Consider the following 15,819-nt stretch of genomic DNA (forward strand, 5'->3'; position numbering starts at 1 on the left):
ATCACTATCGGGGCTGTCCGTTGCACATTTATCTCCGAATGTACTCTTACCAAAAAGGCTCTTCCGGTTCACAGGGAATAACATCCGAACTATCTGGTGTCTGGCATGTGAAATAAGGCACCAATTTTGAATCGGTGCCGACCACATACCCCAGACCATTTTCTACATTAGATGCAGTGCCGTCGAGGAAATATTCCAGGTCGTTAATCGATGAGATGTTATCATCCCATTCTGGTCCGCCGGCAGCCACAAAAAATTGTCGATGTAAGACGGCAATATCAGCGCCCGCATTACTCTCAGTAATAAATCGACGTTCCTCGGAATCCCGAACCAATGTAAAATATGCGCCGCCAAATGCCCCGGTATGTTTCAGTTTATTTCGGTAGTTGAATGTATAAACTCTTTTCACTCTTTCAGTCTGCGGGCTTATTAAGACGTACCACTTTGTCTGAAGATCGGCAATGTGTTCTACCGAATCATCAATATAGATCATATATCCCGAGGGATTATTATTTATCCACACAATAGGTGTTGGTAGTTCTTCAGGAATGGTTACCGTAACCACACTCGATTTCCCATCGTCACGTTCTGCTATAATACGATAGGTGTGCTCATTTTTAAGAGGTATGGTAGTCCAGTAATTCAATAAATCTCTGGAAGCAAACAGGGAATCCTGCATCACGGCGGTCTGGCCAGTTTCTACATCTTCCAAAGTAACGGTTATCCCGGCTGGATCGGGTGTTTCATTAATGTTTTCCCGGGGGACTCCTATTCTGATCCACTGCGTATCTTTTTCGGCATCAAGAGTTCCATAGATCGAAAAGTGGTATTTATTGTTTTCCTGAAGAGGTTCGAAGGTTTGATCGCACCCGATCACTAAAAGAAAAGCAACCAGCAGTAAAATGGGATTAGAAATAGGGTGATGTTCTTTCATACCGAAGCCTTAAAATGAAAGGTAATTGAAATAATGTATTAAAATTGATTTCAAAAGGAGAACACAACCTCACCAAAAAGGTTCTTCTTCGGGACAGGGTATAATTTTTGATTTATCAGGTGCCTCGCACGGAGTTTGCGGAAACCATTTGGCGTCGACTCCAACTACATAACCCAACCCATTCTCTACATTCGAGGCTGTTCCATCTAAAAAATACTCGAGGTTATCAATAGAAGACATATCATCCACCCATTCCGGTCCGCCCGCAGCAATAAAGACCTGTCTTTTAACAATAGAATAGTCTGTATTGCCAAGACTTTGTTCAATATGCGCCTCTTCTCTATTCCAGTTTGCAAATGCGAAATTAGACCCGGAGTAAGCAAATGTATGCTGTAAAGTATACCGTATCGGAAACCTATAAACTCTTCTTATATCTTCAGTCCCCGGGCTCAAAATTACATAATACACGGACTGCACATCGGCGATATGTTCAATCTCATCATCAATATAGATGTCTGCGCCATTTGGATTGGTAGGGTTCAATACATATGGCGAGGATAACTCCTTTGGTGTTGTAACAGTCACGCTGCTCATTTTTCCATCACGTTCAACAGTAATACGATAGGTCTGTTCATTCTTGATATCCATCGTGGTCCAGTAGTTGAGGACATTTTTAAAGGTGAAAACCGAGTCGTTCATGATCACAGTTTCACCACTTTGTATGTCTTCAAGAGTTACCTGAATTCCTTCCGGATTTGGCGGTTCATCAATACTCTCCCGAACGGTTCCAACCCGAACCCACTGTGTATCTGCTGAAGCGTTGAGGTAACCGGAGATCGTAAAATTATAGATATTGTTTTCCTTAAGAGGTTCGAAAGTTTGATCACAAGAGGTGAGAATCAGAATTGACGTGATAAAAAATAAACCACAAAGAAGCCCGAAATTTTTGTGTCTGATTCTATGATTTTGATTGAATTGCACACGTAGCTCCGAACAATGAATGTTTCTCTCAATCTAAGAAATCGGGGCAGAATAGCAAGTTGGGGGTTTGAAGTTGGGTAAATTTGTACGCCGGACAGCTTGTCCGGCCGGGAATGCCATTGTGCAAGAGGAAGAAATTTTCTTGAAATTATCCCTGAGCGCATGTCATATCCTCTCAATCCATTTTGAGAGAACGGGCAAAGCCTGTCCCGATCACTATCGGGGCTGCCCGTTGTACTTTTTTTAAAACTATTTCCCCGCCTCGTTCGTCTTACATTTGAAACCCACAACACGAGGCTTCGAAAATTTGGAACAGATGGATGATTCGGCATTGGTCGAACAGATACAACGGGGTGATCAGCAGGCATTTACGGTGCTGATGGAGCGCTGGCAAACGCGCATCCACCGGTTCGCATTCCGGTTTTTTGCGGATGTGGATGAAGCCAGCGAGATCACACAAAAGACGTTTATTAAAGTGTATCAAAAAGTGGATACACTCGATGAGCCGGGAAAATTCTCGTCGTGGATCTATCGTGTTGCGAATAATCTATGCCTTGATGAACTGAAACGAGCCGGACGGCGAAAATCGAGTCCGCTTGAAGCGTGGGTGGAGCAGATGGAAGCCAGCCAGACTCCGGCCAAAAAACTGGAGACCAAAGAGCTGGGCGAGGTTCTGCAGAAAGCATTGTTGACACTGCCGGATGAGCAGAGAGTGGTCATCATTTTAAAAGAGTACGAGGGAATGAAATTCAGAGAAATTGCAGAGATCCTTGAGGAGCCGGAAAACACGGTAAAGTCCCGTATGTACTACGGGCTGAAATCATTACGACGAGTTTTAAAGAAGTGGAATATCCAAAACGAATATTTGAATCATGACTGACAAAGAGATCAAAAACCTGTTTATGGATTATCTCTATGATGAGATGTCTGATGAACAGAAAAAGGAATTTGAAAAAAGACTGGAAGACCTTCCTGAGCTTAAAAAAGAGCTTGAGGAACTGGAGTCTACCAAAAATTTGATTGAGGGTGTGCCAATGGAAACGCCTTCCCACAAACTGGTGATGATGGCCCCGGATCACAATCAAAAAGAGGAAGATCAGAGATCAACCAAACCGGTTTTTCTGAAACGATATCCGGGACTGATTACCGTGTTGGCCGCGGCCGCTTGCATGCTAATTGTTCTGATGGGAGCGGCTTTTACGGATCTGAAAATGGGTCAAAATGAGCAGGGTTTTTACCTGGCGTTTGGCGAGGCTCCATCAATACAACCGGTTCAACATGGAATGAGTGAGCAGGAAGTTCGTGATATGATTGACCAGATCAGGCAGGAAAATTCCATTCTTTTGGCTTCCATGATAGAACAAGTTCAGGAGCAACAAAACGAACAGCTGGAGGAAGCGATCAGTGTGTTAACTGATTATTACGATCAAAGGCGTCAGCAAGATCTGCGGCTTATTTCGGAAGGACTAGCACAGCTTGAAGAAGATACTTATTACCGTTTGAGGCAAACAGACGAAACATTGGGCGATCTCATCTACGCACTGAGCTATCCACAAACCCAATCCACACAAGAATGAAAACTATGAAGAAATCGATTCTATTTTTAATTACGATACTCCTGGGCATTATCTCGGTTACGAGTGCTCAAACCAGCGAAGACCGACAGCGCGACCGCGATATTAAGATTGCCGAGGGTATTCTTACTGAAATTTTTGGAGAGGAAGGATCGGGGGATATCGTATTCCCCGGTTTCGAAAACAGGTCGGTTCGCGGAGAATATATCCCGGGATATGGGGTCCATTTTACGGTTTCACCGGGTTCAAGTGCTTTTGTGATTCATGGACTTCGATTGGGAGATGACGAGGATGTTCGCGTAGAATTTTCTGGTGACGATGACTCTTCAGAATCTTCAGGGGATGCAACTCAAGCTGCAGAGGAGAAAATCATTGAATATATGACCCGGTATGCTTCTTTGATCAGCGGTGTGCCTGACGATGAAACAGTACGTGTGACGTATGCCCCAAACCGAACTTCCTCCGTGAGATGGGTATTTGTTGGTGATGACAATCATACGCAAAAAACTTTATCCGGTGTATCTGTCTGGGCACAAATGGGTGATTTGAAAGCGTTTCAGGATGGTGATATTTCCGAGCAGCAACTGATGAATCGAATCGACACACACATGCTGGATGAGGAGGAGACCTATAAAGATTTCAATGTATTTGCCTCTGTTTTGGAAACGGCATTGAATAGTGTAGATACTGAATACTTACGGGTCAATCGCAAACCTCAGATGGAGTATCTGCCGGGTTTGGGAGTTCGATACCGGGTACAGGTGACCACCCGACCCAGCGTTATACTGAATGAAATCAGCATTCAGGATGGAAATTTCGAGTTCAGGATGGACAGCCTTCGGTTTAACCTTGATGAGTCACTTAAGCTGATGGAGGAATCATTGAATCCGTTGATTTTAAAACTTGATAGTGTGATCGACTTAGAATTGACGGAAGAGGAACGAGAGGAGATGCGCAGTGAATTAAGAGAGCAACGGCGCGAGATCCGGATTCAACAGGATTCATTGCGCAGTTCAATGCCCCTCCCTGCGCCAATAAGTCCTCATGCAAGAGTGGACAGCGTTGAGTTAGAACCTGAAGCAGATGCCATTATGGATGAACTGTTGAGTGTTATCGAAACGTATGGCTCAACCCTTAGCTCCCTGGGTAATGACGAGATGTTGATGATCTCTGTAAACTGGAGCGGCCGGAGTGATGCGCTTCCCGAACGAACCGAAGTGCGAATAAAAAAGTCAGATCTACTGAACGGTCAAGAGCCAGAAATTAACGAGATAGAGCGTAGATGACCGCATCCATTGTAGATGCCTCATAAGTTAAAACCTCCAGGGATTTGGAACCCCTGGAGGTTTCTTTTTTACCGGTTCTGCTGTATCTGCTATCGAAGTCTTGGCCTAATAGATCTCCTTCAGAACCAACGAGTTTAGCACTCCGGTTCATGCCTCATTATTCATTTGCAGGAGTCACTTCGAATTTTAAAATTGTTTCAAACAGCATTTAATCAGCCAGGACTATGGAGTCGATCATCGCATTTTTTGAGGATGTGCCTACCACATTTCGAGCTGGAATACTGATCGGTGGTATATTCATTTTTTGGGTGATTGAGGGTGTTTTTCCACTGTTTGAGTTCAAATACAAGAAAGTGCGTCATGCTGCAATTAATTTAGTATTGACCGGGTTTTTTGTTTTGATTGGCCTTGGCTTTGCCGGGTTATTATTGGGGGCATCGAACTATGTGACCGCAAATAATTTTGGTCTGTTGAATTGGATATCGATGCCCGTCTGGTTGCAATGCATCGTGGGAGTGATGCTTCTTGATTTCTTTGGTGCTTACCTGATTCACTGGATTGAACACAAAGTAAAATGGATGTGGAAATTTCATCTTGTTCACCACAGCGATACAACTGTTGATGTAACGACCGGACTTCGGCATCATCCCGGGGAAGCAATATTCAGAATGTGTTTTACCATTTTAGGTGTGATTGTAGTCGGAGCACCCATCTGGATTGTTTTTCTCTATCAAAGTATTTCGGCGCTGTTTGCGCACATCACCCATGCCAATATCAACATGCCGAAAAAGGTGGACCGCGCGTTGTCGTATATGTTTATCACTCCGTTGATGCACAAAGTTCATCACCACTATACACAGCCGCTGACAGACACCAATTACGGTAACATTTTCGCTGTTTGGGATCGATTGTTCGGGACGTTTGCCCAGGTTGAGGATACCAGGGAACTTACCTACGGAATCGATACACACATGGATCCGGAGGAAAATGACAGGATCGGAAACCTGCTGAAAATACCATTCCAGGAATATCGTCCGCCGGTGGGATCGAAATTCAGTATAGAAAAGGTTGATGAGGAAGAGAAGGCCTCTAAATAATAAATATTGAATGGTGCGAGCGTCTCGCTCGTGCCTGACACTGAAGGCACAAGCGAGAATCTTGCTCTATTTTCTGGTTCTAAAGAATAAATTCCCTACAACGAATACTTGATAAAGAATTCAAATCTGCTTTTCTATGCTAAGGATTGTAGAATAAAACTTTTCTAAAGAACAGAAGAGGCCAGCGGCCTCACACAACTCAGCTTGGGACACCGTCCCAAGAATGTAGATTTAACAATATAAATGCAGACTGTAAGTCTGCGATAGAATATACCCTTTCTAATTTTTGTAAGGTATTCATCATATCCGGTTCATAAGAGAAAGAACTGATCAATTAAAAAAACATAAAAATCTTATGAGCCAATCACTCTCGAAACTTTATGTGCATCTGACTTTTTCAACCAAAGCCAGACAACCTTAGATTGACGAAGGAGTTAAAGACAATCTTCATTCTTACATGGCAGGCATCTTCAAGAATGTTGATAATCCCGCACTTTTTATCAATTCAGTTCCGGATCATGTGCATACACTGTTTAGGCTATCCAAAAATGCATCTTTAGCTAAAATTGTAGAGGAAGTAAAGAAGGGATCATCCAAATGGATGAAAGATGAAATAGGCACTCGTTCGTTTTATTGGCAGACAGGCTATGCGGCATTTTCGGTAAGTAGTTCAAAAGTGAATTCGGTAAAACGTTATATCGCACGGCAAGAAGATCATCATAAACAGATGAATTGTCGGGGAGAAATAGAAAGGTTTATGAAACAGTATGATGTTGTTGAGTATAATTCGGAATATTTTTGGGAGTAAGGATTGTTCTATTACAGGCTTTCAGCCTGTTGTCCGGAAAGGTTCGTCAAATAAACTTGGGGCGGTGCCCCAAGCTGGTTTGTGTAAGACCTTTGGTCTTGGTTTACTGTTTGAAATGGCGACTGAGAATCCTAAAATTATCAGAACCACATTTCCTATTATTCAGGTTATTCAGGAAAAAGTTAAAAAGTATGGAAAAAGAACCCAAAGGAACCTTTTCGGATAATAAAGAAAAGAAACGTTTTGAACTCCAGGTTGGAGAGATTACTGCCTTCGTCGATTATATCATCAACAAAAAGGGAAACATCTATTTAACGCACACCGAAGTTCCCAAAGAGGCTGAAGGGCAGGGGTACGCAAAGGAGTTGTTAGAAAATGTGTTTCGAGAAATAGAAAAGAGGGAATTAGAGCTGGTGCCTATCTGTCCGTTTGTAAAAGCTTACCTGCATCGGAAACCGGAGTGGAAAAAGCTTTTAGCTGATTTCGCTCAATTCTGAGCTCTTTTGGCTTGATCTGTTGCATGATAGAGTAAGAGTCCAAAAAAAGGGACTCAGACTCAACTCAGTAAACTCAACAAGATCAGCGATGACGCCCAAAAATCAGACAATCCTCCCATTCAGTTTAATATTTATAATGCTAACAGCTGTTGGTTGCAGTGATAACTCAACGAATAATCAGGTAGGTAATCTGCAATCTGAAATATGTGCAAATGTAAATGGAATCGAAGCTCTGTTCTGGGATATTATGAATGGAGTTCCAAGGGGTGATATTCCGGGCGGGGTTCCAACAATCAATAATCCGGGCGGTACCTACAGTCACCCCGGATTTCCGCTGTTAGGTTTCCAGTATCCGGCAGGCTATACACCTCAAACGGATACAACACCCAATGCAATCGGAGTGAACGTGATTCGAAATGACGGTTTGGTAATTTGGAAACGATCTCAGCTTGCAATTCTGAATCCGGTTCGGGCTCGGGATGTACTGGCTTCTGAAATCAATTCGTTGTTGGCTTTCTTCGGTGGAAATGGTAATAATATCCAACGGATATGTATCAATGAGGGAAATCCACCGGTAAATCAACTGGCACCGGGTTTTGCCGCTGAATTTTCGAACCGGTTTATTCGGTTTGGTAATGTTTCTGCCGTAATTACTGCAAATGTAACTTTCACACCAACGGGTTTAACATCTATCGTCATTCAAAAAATTGCCGCTCCCACCAATCAATTTGAAAATGAGATCATGAATACATTTTTGCCGATATCCTATCAATTGCTGTTTACAGGTGGCGGAGAACGAGATTCCGATGGAGATGGTGTACCTGACAACCGAGATCTTTGCCCGAATACTCCTCCCGGAACGCCAGTGAATGCCAATGGCTGTCCGGTTGGATAATTAACGAAAGTTCGACATAAGAATCGTAAATATTTTGCTCCCCTCCTGTGTAAGGAGGGGCTGGGGGAGGTAGCTTTTCGATTTAAAACTTCCAATCTGAACAGCTTTTGGTTTTCCCATTGGGATGCCTTTGGCACAAACACCCCTAAATCTCCTCCTTCTGAAGGAGGGGATTTTTCAATAACCTCGTAATTATTTTAAATAGAATTTCTTATCACTTAAGTTTTTTCAAAAACAGCTTCCTTTTGAAGCGCTTGGTTCAATCGTCTTTTATACTCCTCAGCGGAGATCTCAATACATCCAAATTGAGCAAGATGATTGGTATAGAATTGTGTATCCCAGAGTTCAAATCCGTTATTATTTAGTATTTGATGGGTATTCCAAAGGGCAATTTTATCAGCCTCCCGGGCTTTTTTAAACATCGATTCGCCAAAGAAAGCGGCTCCGAGTGAAACTCCATACGAACCACCCACAAGATTTTCATCCTTATCAAACATCTCTACTGAATGTGCATGACCCGCAAGATGTAACATCTCAAACGAGTTGATTATCACTTCGGAGATCCACGTGGTTTCACGGTTAGCACACTCTTCCATCACTTCTCTGAAACAGGTATCAACCCGGCAGGTATAGCGCCCCTGGCGAATGATTCTCTGGACATTGGATGAGACCCGAAAGTTTTCAATTGGGATAATGCCTCTTCGGCGAGCAGAATACCATCCAACCGATTCATCTTCTCTTGATTCACTCATCGGGAAAATCCCGTTTTTATAGCCGTTTAACAGTACTTCTGGTGGGATGATTTTATTTTTTGAAAACGACTGCATCAATAAATTATATATGATGAAGCTCCATATTTAACTTCATCTGATTTTTTCAAATTACATCAACGCCGTTACTGCCGTTGTTGTAAACCTTGTAAATGAAATATGGAGGAATGTTCAGTGGAACAAAATCTGTATCATAATTGCCAAAAACGTCCATGACCGGCTTCTTTAAATGTCCGCTTGTTTGATAGGCAAGAAACATACCGCCATCTTTCAAAATGTTTTTGGTAGCCTGGAGAACTTCACGTTTTCGATCTTTTTTAAGAAATGAAAAAGGAATCCCGGAAAGCACATAATCAATCTTTCCGACATCTTCAGAATTCAGAACTGATTCTACATTTCCGGCCAGGGCATTATGGATTTCTACTCTTGGATCATTAATAGTTTCTTTGAGATGTTCAACAAAATCTTCATTCGCCTCGATGAGAATCAATCGGGAGTTGGGCGACATTTTTTCGAGAATGTATTTTGGGAAAACCCCATCTCCCGGCCCGTATTCCACAAGGGTAAAATCTTTTGAAAAATCGATATTTGAACACACTTTTTTAACGCAGTGCTTAGACGTTGGCGTGACGGATGCCACATCTTTATCTTTGATAAAGGTCTTTAGAAAATCAATTTTACTCATGGAGTTATTTTAGTCATAGTTCTTCTTCCAGTTGTGCGATTTGGTCGCGAATTCTCGCTGCTTCTTCAAATTCCATGTTCTTTGCTGCCTGCAACATAGAATCGCGTAAATATTCGAGAAATTTTTCCTTGCTTTCAAATGTAACTTCTTTCATTGCCGGATTGGCCTTGTATTGAATGCCATCCTCGGCAACTTTCACAACCTCAAGATAATCTTCTTCATCCTCTTTTTTAGGATCAAGAGTGAAATCCTGGGTTGAAATTAAAGACGGATCTACAAGCGGCTTCAGTTCTTTCTTCACCGTTTGCGGAGTGATTCCATGCTTCTCATTGTATTCCTTTTGAATTTTCCGGCGCCGGTTTGTTTCATCAACCACCTTTTGAATGCTGTTAGTTATCTTATCGGCATAAAGTATCGCTTTGCCGCCTACATTTCGTGCGGCTCGTCCTACGATTTGAAATAGTGATGTTTCTGATCTCAGGAAACCTTCCTTATCCGCATCCATAATGGCTACAAGGCTCAATTCCGGAATGTCAATCCCCTCACGAAGCAGGTTGATTCCAACCAAAACATTGAAATCGCCGCGCCTGAATTTATAAAGAACTTCAACTCTTTGCATAGCGTCAAGTTCACTGTGCATGTATGCCGCACTGATTCCAAGGTTTTTAAGATATTCACTGAGCTCTTCACTCAGACGTTTGGTCAGCGTGATACACAAAACCCGCTCATTTTTTTCAGCCCGGATCCGAATTTCTTCCAGAAGGTCATCCACCTGGTTGCCAAGTGGACGAACCTCAATTTCCGGTTCCATCAAGCCGGTTGGCCGGATAATCTGTTCGACGTACACTCCGCCGGATTGCTCCAATTCATAATCACTTGGTGTGGCACTCACGAAAATTGCCTGGTTGATCATTCCTTCCCACTCTTCAAAAGTCAGCGGTCGGTTATCGAGAGCCGATGGCAATCGAAACCCGTGTTCAACCAATTCCACTTTACGGGATCGGTCACCACCATACATCGCACCGATTTGTGGTACGGTTTGATGGCTTTCATCCACAACAAGCAGGTAATCATCCGGGAAATAATCCATCAAACAATAAGGCCGTTCACCCGGTTTTCGGGCACTCAGATATCGCGAATAGTTCTCAATTCCGGAACAGTAACCGATCTCTTGCATCATTTCTATATCGAAAAGGGTTCTCTGTTCAAGGCGTTTAGCTTCGAGAAAACGCTGTTCATCTTGTAGAATTTCCACACGCCAGTGCATCTCTTCGCGGATCTGTTCAATAGCTTCTTCGAGTCGTCCCTGGGAGGTCACATAATGCGATGCCGGATAGATTCTGAATTCGTTCACCTGGTCTAAAACCTCACCGGAGTCTACATCAAAAACCTCAAGATTTTCAATTTCATCGCCCCAAAATGAGACCCGAAGTCCCTCTTCAGAATAAGCGGGGTAGACATCCACCACATCCCCGCGAACACGAAAAGTGCCCCGTGTGAAATCTAAATCATTTCGGTTGTAATGGAGATCCACCAGGTCATATAATAGAGTATTGCGAGGAATCTCAATGCCCGTTTCAAGATTAATAATCAGCTTTTCATATTCAGATGGGGAGCCGATACCATAAATACAACTTACGGATGAGACTATAATTACATCACGCCGGCCGGAGAGAAGTGAACTGGTTGCCCGCAATCGAAGCCGCTGAATCTCTTCATTGATAGAGAGGTCTTTTTCGATGTACTTATCCTGAGTAGAAATATAAGCTTCGGGTTGATAGTAATCGTAGTAAGAGATAAAAAACTCAACTCGATTTTCCGGGTAAAAATCACTGAGCTCCCGGTATAACTGAGCCGCCAAAGTCTTATTATGGCTCATTACCAAGGTGGGTTTTTGTACGTTTTCAATTACGCCGGCTACAGTACGTGTTTTTCCGGATCCGGTAATTCCGAGAAGCGTCTGAAATTTATCGCCGTGCTGAACGCCCTCTGTTAATTCCTCAATAGCCTGGGGTTGATCTCCGGCTGGTTCCCACGGGGAGTGTAAATTAAATTCTGACATGTATGAAGTGAATACCTCTCATTAAATAAGCAAGTACAGAATATAAGGGAATAACATACAGGAATCATTTTTTGAGGGGAGGAAATTTTCAATGGTTAAATTGTGATGCGTAGGTTGATCTGATTCATCGATATTCGCCGTAATTCCAAATATGGCATGCATATGATTTGGCATGATCACAAAAACATCCAATTTTACATTGTCACGAATATTTTCGGTTTGCAACCATTCCCTGTGGGCAATTTTCCCGAATTCGTTTAAAACCATCTCCCCATCCAGAACCTCGCCGAACAAACAATCCCGGTTCTGCGCGCAAATTGTGATAAAATATTCTCCTGGCGATGAATAATCGTAATCCCGCAACCTGATAGATCGGCGATTGTGTTTTTTGCGGGATGGCATGATGAATAGATTGTATAATACTTTTCGTCAGGGTGTATCGCTATACGCCCTGACAGGTCATGGTATGTAACGGGGCGTATTCGATACGCCCCTACATAATTCTGGCAAAATCTAAATTATGCTGCCAATACCTTCGAAACCTCTTCGGCCGCCTCTTTCAACAGAACGGCAGAAATCACATTCAGATCGCTGTTGTCGATGATCTCTTTTGCTTCTTCGGCGTTGGTTCCCTGCAATCGAACAATAATCGGTACGTTTTCAACTTTTTTGGCGATTTCCGGATCTTTTACAGCTTCAATCACGCCATTGGCAACACGATCACACCGAACTATTCCGCCAAAAATGTTAATCAGAATAGCTTTTACGTTTTGATCTTCAAGGATAATTCGGAATCCGTTTTTCACGGTCTCCACATTCGCGCCGCCACCTACATCGAGGAAGTTGGCAGGGTCACCACCGGAGAGTTTAATGATATCCATAGTGGCCATTGCAAGACCGGCGCCGTTCACCATGCAGCCCACGTTACCGTCAAGCTTGATGTAATTGAGCCCGTATTTAGAAGCCTCAAGCTCAATCGGATTTTCTTCGGATTCATCTCTCAACTCCTGCAGATCTTTGTGCCGGTACATTGCATTTCCGTCGAATGTTACCTTAGCATCCAGTGCTAAAACATCGCCCTCCGGGGTAAGAACCAGTGGATTGATCTCAACCATGTCCGCATCTTGTTTCACATAAAAGTTATAAAGTGCGTTGATAAACTTAACAGCTTTTTTAAACGCGTCTCCTTCAAATCCAAGAGCAAAAGCCAATCGCCGAGCTTGGTTTGGGGCTAAATCCATTCCTGGTTCAACCCATTCTTTAACAATTTTGTCGGGAGTTTCTTCGGCAACTTTTTCAATCTCAACGCCGCCTTCGGTCGAGACCATAATTACATTCTGACTTTTGGCTCGATCCAACAGAATTCCGAGATAGAACTCTTTCTGGATATCCACGCCATCGGTCACGTAAATGGTTTTAACTTCCTGTCCCTCTTCACCGGTTTGAATGGTAACGAGTGTATCACCTAAAAGTGATTCGGCCGCTTCCCGAACTTCATCGATTGAGTGACATAGAATCACACCCTTCGCATTACTCTTTTTGGTGCGGCCTTTACCACGTCCGCCGGCATGGATTTGAGCTTTTACCACAAAAAGGGATGTACCGTTTTCTTTCATCTCTTCAGCGGCTTTTACAGCTTCTTCAACCGAGGAGGTTGCTACGCCGTCAGGTACGGCGATGCCGGCTTCTTTAAATAACTCTTTGGCTTGATACTCGTGAATTTTCATAATGCAATGCGTTTAACTAACAATTTCAAGGGTTTGATTTTCCGGTTCAATAATACCCAAATCACGTGCTAAAAAAAAGTTGGGAGATTGGGTGATCGTAATGAGATAGTGCAAGCACCTTGCTTCTGCTTCATCATAGCGTTAGTTACAAGCGATTCTACTACGCCAATAGTTTCGTCGGCCGGGGAAGATTGCGCCATGAAAGTACTTGAATTATCATAAACATCTGAGATCGCGAACCCGTCAGACCACTCTAAACGGCCAGATGGGTAAATTTTTTTGTAAGGAATCAGAAAGATTCGGCTCATACAATAAAGAACTAAATTTGAAATAACCGATGAGAAGAAAGAGAAGAAGACGAAAGGAACTGTTTTCTGTTGAACTGAGGATTGCCGGCGCAGTACCACTTTTTATTCATCAAATTATGCGTAAAAAAATAGTGGACGGCCTGCAATGGTGCTGCGATAAGCGAGGGCTACGAATTTATGAATATTCAGTATTGCCCGACAGAATTCTTATGATTGCCAACACAGCATGGGGCTCATTGCCTGATGTTATCGAATCATTGAAAGGGTTTTCTTCGAAAGCTGTAATGCTAATGTTGAGAAACGGCCGATCTAATCTTTACACATCCTGGATGTTATCCGTGTTCCAGGAATTTGGTCCGCGGAATAAGCCAGAAGGAATTCACATTTGGGAAGAAGAGACACAGCTGCGTTCGGTTTATACGCAGGATCAGATTGATGAAGCGGCACTATCAATCCTGAATCAATCTGTTAAATCGGGATTCGTTGAAAAGCCGGAACACTATTTGAATTGCAGTGCTCATCCCCAAAATCCTCTGCAGGATTGGATTGTTGTGGCCACGGATCCCTGGAGTTGATATGAGGCCCACCCTAAATCCCTCTCTATCTCGAAAAGCACGTGACAAGAAGAGACTTTAAATTAATTTCCCCTTCCTTGTTGGGCCGTTTTCTTGCAGTCCAATAGGGAAGGGGATCAAGGGGAAAGGTTTTCAAGGCCTCGCCTTTCTTGCTACTCCTGTTCTAAAGGCGGCTTCTTTCACAGCCCGGGAAACTTTCCGCACCACTTGTTTACTGAAAACGCTGGGTACAATGTACTCTTCGCTCAAATCTTCATCAGGAATATGATCGGCAATGGCATGAGCCGCCGCCAGTTTCATCTCCTCATTGATGTCAGTTGCCCGAGCATCCAATGCTCCCCGGAAGATGCCGGGAAAAGCCAGAACGTTGTTAATTTGATTGGGGTAATCACTTCGTCCTGTGGCGATAATTCGTGCTATGTTTTGGATTTTTTCGGGTCGAATTTCTGGTACTGGGTTTGCCAATGCAAAAACAATTGGATCTTCGGCCATCTTTTCAACAGCTTCTACGGGAATAATATCAGGTCCGCTTACCCCAATCAAAAGATCTGCGCCATCGGTGGCATCCAGGATATCTCCGCCCAGGTTATCCGGATTCGTATTCTCTGCGATCCACTTCTTGCTGTCATTAAGGCCTTCCATTCGATCGCGGTTTATAATGCCCGAACTGTCGCAGCAAAGAATGTCTTCCACACCTTCATCAAGCAGAATCTGCGCAATGGCAACTCCGGCAGCACCGGCTCCAACGATTACAATTCGAATATCCTTTAAATTCTTGCCTATCACCTTTAATGCATTGATGGTAGCAGCATGCGCTACAACTGCCGTCCCGTGCTGATCATCATGAAACACCGGAATATCGAGTGATTTTTTTAAACGCTGTTCAATTTCAAAACATCTTGGGGCACTGATATCTTCAAGGTTAATTCCACCGAACCCCGGAGCGATCATCTCGACAGCCCGTACAATTTCATCCACATCTTGTGTATCCAGACAGATGGGATAACCGTCAACATCCGCAAACTCCTTGAAGAGCATCGCTTTCCCCTCCATGACCGGCATGGCAGCTTTGGGTCCGATATTTCCTAAGCCCAACACAGCTGAGCCGTCACTTACAACCGCCACCGAATTTTTTTTTATGGTAAGGGTATGAGCTTTTTCAGAATCTTTTGCAATCGATTTACATACTCGCCCAACACCCGGTGTATAAGCCATCGAAAGTGCGTCCCGTGTATCCACCGGCATTTTATTTTTAATGCTGATTTTTCCGCCCAGATGAAGCAGAAATACGCGGTCTGATACATTTCTGACTTTAATCCCCTCAATTTTTTTGATTGATTGGACGATCGCCTCCGCATGATTCTCATCTCTGGCACTTACAGTGATGTCACGGATTTTGTAATTCCCTTCAACCCTTACAACATCAACTGCGCCGGGATCTCCTTTTTCATCGGCAATCGCATTCAAAATTTTAGCCAGTTTTCCCGGTTTATTTTCGATGTGAACTCTCATTGTGAAACTGTAGCTGACACTTGTCTGGATTTCACTCATATGCAGTGGTTTATTTCTTTTTAGTTTATTTTCCGTTATAAGATAATGAAATCCGAATAAGGTGTTCAG

16 protein-coding genes and 1 pseudogene are annotated in these 15,819 nt (G+C 43.3%); 8 read left to right on the plus strand and 9 right to left on the minus strand.

Annotated elements, in window-relative coordinates:
- Window positions 1–46 precede the first annotated feature (46 nt).
- Both L6773_RS03710 and L6773_RS03715 read right to left on the minus strand, forming a co-directional pair.
- The gene (locus L6773_RS03710; RefSeq protein WP_237852507.1) at window positions 47–934 is read right to left on the minus strand and encodes a hypothetical protein; all 888 of its coding nucleotides are present in this window, start codon (window positions 932–934) and stop codon (window positions 47–49) included.
- Between the two features lie 69 nt (window positions 935–1,003).
- Window positions 1,004–1,915: a hypothetical protein gene (locus tag L6773_RS03715; RefSeq protein ID WP_237852508.1), complete on the minus strand. Its 912-nt coding sequence runs from the start codon at window positions 1,913–1,915 to the stop codon at window positions 1,004–1,006.
- A 316-nt stretch (window positions 1,916–2,231) separates the two neighbouring features.
- Here L6773_RS03715 and L6773_RS03720 point away from each other — a divergent pair, with 316 nt between their 5' ends.
- The 3 genes from L6773_RS03720 to L6773_RS03730 are packed head-to-tail and all read left to right on the plus strand — an operon-like array spanning window position 2,232 to window position 4,775.
- Complete coding sequence (locus tag L6773_RS03720) at window positions 2,232–2,795, plus strand: RNA polymerase sigma factor (protein ID WP_237852509.1); 564 nt, start codon at window positions 2,232–2,234, stop codon at window positions 2,793–2,795.
- Complete coding sequence (locus L6773_RS03725; RefSeq protein ID WP_237852510.1) at window positions 2,788–3,492, plus strand: hypothetical protein; 705 nt, start codon at window positions 2,788–2,790, stop codon at window positions 3,490–3,492. Before L6773_RS03720 ends, L6773_RS03725 begins: the two co-directional genes overlap by 8 nt.
- On the plus strand, window positions 3,489–4,775 hold the full coding sequence (locus tag L6773_RS03730; protein ID WP_237852511.1) for a hypothetical protein: 1,287 nt from the start codon (window positions 3,489–3,491) through the stop codon (window positions 4,773–4,775). Before L6773_RS03725 ends, L6773_RS03730 begins: the two co-directional genes overlap by 4 nt.
- Here L6773_RS03730 and L6773_RS03735 read toward each other — a convergent pair.
- A complete protein-coding gene (locus tag L6773_RS03735) occupies window positions 4,753–4,926 on the minus strand; it encodes a hypothetical protein (protein WP_237852512.1) in 174 nt (57 codons plus the stop codon). The genes L6773_RS03730 and L6773_RS03735 overlap by 23 nt on opposite strands.
- A gap of 73 nt (window positions 4,927–4,999) precedes the next feature.
- Between L6773_RS03735 and L6773_RS03740 the strand changes: the two genes are divergently transcribed.
- The 4 genes and pseudogenes from L6773_RS03740 to L6773_RS21925 all read left to right on the plus strand — a co-directional run bounded on the left by L6773_RS03740 (window position 5,000) and on the right by L6773_RS21925 (window position 8,072).
- Window positions 5,000–5,872: a sterol desaturase family protein gene (locus L6773_RS03740; protein ID WP_237852513.1), complete on the plus strand. Its 873-nt coding sequence runs from the start codon at window positions 5,000–5,002 to the stop codon at window positions 5,870–5,872.
- Window positions 5,873–6,227: 355 nt separating this feature from the next.
- Window positions 6,228–6,680: pseudogene (gene tnpA / locus L6773_RS03745) on the plus strand (IS200/IS605 family transposase).
- A 191-nt stretch (window positions 6,681–6,871) separates the two neighbouring features.
- Window positions 6,872–7,177 (plus strand): GNAT family N-acetyltransferase, encoded by a 306-nt coding sequence (locus L6773_RS03750; protein ID WP_237852515.1) that lies wholly within the window; start codon window positions 6,872–6,874, stop codon window positions 7,175–7,177.
- A 136-nt stretch (window positions 7,178–7,313) separates the two neighbouring features.
- The gene (locus tag L6773_RS21925; RefSeq protein WP_237852516.1) at window positions 7,314–8,072 is read left to right on the plus strand and encodes a hypothetical protein; all 759 of its coding nucleotides are present in this window, start codon (window positions 7,314–7,316) and stop codon (window positions 8,070–8,072) included.
- 218 nt (window positions 8,073–8,290) lie between these two features.
- Here L6773_RS21925 and aat read toward each other — a convergent pair whose 3' ends face one another.
- From aat to sucC, 5 genes are all read right to left on the minus strand, one after another.
- Entirely contained in the window at window positions 8,291–8,899 is a 609-nt protein-coding gene (gene aat, locus L6773_RS03760; protein WP_255727693.1) for a leucyl/phenylalanyl-tRNA--protein transferase, read from the minus strand.
- Between the two features lie 49 nt (window positions 8,900–8,948).
- On the minus strand, window positions 8,949–9,527 hold the full coding sequence (locus tag L6773_RS03765) for a class I SAM-dependent methyltransferase (RefSeq protein WP_237852518.1): 579 nt from the start codon (window positions 9,525–9,527) through the stop codon (window positions 8,949–8,951).
- A 13-nt stretch (window positions 9,528–9,540) separates the two neighbouring features.
- Window positions 9,541–11,589, minus strand: coding sequence for an excinuclease ABC subunit UvrB (gene uvrB, locus L6773_RS03770; protein WP_237852519.1), 2,049 nt, complete (start codon window positions 11,587–11,589; stop codon window positions 9,541–9,543).
- Window positions 11,590–11,610: 21 nt separating this feature from the next.
- On the minus strand, window positions 11,611–11,991 hold the full coding sequence (locus tag L6773_RS03775; RefSeq protein ID WP_237852520.1) for a transposase: 381 nt from the start codon (window positions 11,989–11,991) through the stop codon (window positions 11,611–11,613).
- A 116-nt stretch (window positions 11,992–12,107) separates the two neighbouring features.
- Window positions 12,108–13,316: an ADP-forming succinate--CoA ligase subunit beta gene (sucC, locus tag L6773_RS03780; protein WP_237852521.1), complete on the minus strand. Its 1,209-nt coding sequence runs from the start codon at window positions 13,314–13,316 to the stop codon at window positions 12,108–12,110.
- A 337-nt stretch (window positions 13,317–13,653) separates the two neighbouring features.
- Between sucC and L6773_RS03785 the strand changes: the two genes are divergently transcribed.
- Window positions 13,654–14,199, plus strand: coding sequence for a hypothetical protein (locus tag L6773_RS03785; RefSeq protein WP_237852522.1), 546 nt, complete (start codon window positions 13,654–13,656; stop codon window positions 14,197–14,199).
- Window positions 14,200–14,331: 132 nt separating this feature from the next.
- Here L6773_RS03785 and L6773_RS03790 read toward each other — a convergent pair whose 3' ends face one another.
- Entirely contained in the window at window positions 14,332–15,750 is a 1,419-nt protein-coding gene (locus L6773_RS03790; RefSeq protein WP_237852523.1) for an NAD-dependent malic enzyme, read from the minus strand.
- Window positions 15,751–15,819 lie beyond the last annotated feature (69 nt).

The sequence above is a fragment of the Rhodohalobacter sulfatireducens genome, from assembly GCF_022012475.1.
Lineage (GTDB): Bacteria > Bacteroidota > Rhodothermia > Balneolales > Balneolaceae > Rhodohalobacter > Rhodohalobacter sulfatireducens.

Excerpts from the sequence above, each read along its gene's own strand:
- L6773_RS03710 (WP_237852507.1), bottom strand. The coding sequence starts at position 934 with ATGAAAGAACATCACCCTATTTCTAATCCCATTTTACTGCTGGTTGCT.
- L6773_RS03720 (WP_237852509.1), top strand. The coding sequence starts at position 2,232 with ATGGATGATTCGGCATTGGTCGAACAGATACAACGGGGTGATCAGCAG.
- L6773_RS03725 (WP_237852510.1), top strand. The coding sequence starts at position 2,788 with ATGACTGACAAAGAGATCAAAAACCTGTTTATGGATTATCTCTATGAT.
- L6773_RS03730 (WP_237852511.1), top strand. The coding sequence starts at position 3,489 with ATGAAAACTATGAAGAAATCGATTCTATTTTTAATTACGATACTCCTG.
- L6773_RS03735 (WP_237852512.1), bottom strand. The coding sequence starts at position 4,926 with ATGAACCGGAGTGCTAAACTCGTTGGTTCTGAAGGAGATCTATTAGGC.
- L6773_RS03740 (WP_237852513.1), top strand. The coding sequence starts at position 5,000 with ATGGAGTCGATCATCGCATTTTTTGAGGATGTGCCTACCACATTTCGA.
- L6773_RS03750 (WP_237852515.1), top strand. The coding sequence starts at position 6,872 with ATGGAAAAAGAACCCAAAGGAACCTTTTCGGATAATAAAGAAAAGAAA.
- L6773_RS21925 (WP_237852516.1), top strand. The coding sequence starts at position 7,314 with ATGCTAACAGCTGTTGGTTGCAGTGATAACTCAACGAATAATCAGGTA.
- aat (WP_255727693.1), bottom strand. The coding sequence starts at position 8,899 with ATGCAGTCGTTTTCAAAAAATAAAATCATCCCACCAGAAGTACTGTTA.
- L6773_RS03765 (WP_237852518.1), bottom strand. The coding sequence starts at position 9,527 with ATGAGTAAAATTGATTTTCTAAAGACCTTTATCAAAGATAAAGATGTG.
- uvrB (WP_237852519.1), bottom strand. The coding sequence starts at position 11,589 with ATGTCAGAATTTAATTTACACTCCCCGTGGGAACCAGCCGGAGATCAA.
- L6773_RS03775 (WP_237852520.1), bottom strand. The coding sequence starts at position 11,991 with ATGCCATCCCGCAAAAAACACAATCGCCGATCTATCAGGTTGCGGGAT.
- sucC (WP_237852521.1), bottom strand. The coding sequence starts at position 13,316 with ATGAAAATTCACGAGTATCAAGCCAAAGAGTTATTTAAAGAAGCCGGC.
- L6773_RS03785 (WP_237852522.1), top strand. The coding sequence starts at position 13,654 with ATGAGAAGAAAGAGAAGAAGACGAAAGGAACTGTTTTCTGTTGAACTG.
- L6773_RS03790 (WP_237852523.1), bottom strand. The coding sequence starts at position 15,750 with ATGAGTGAAATCCAGACAAGTGTCAGCTACAGTTTCACAATGAGAGTT.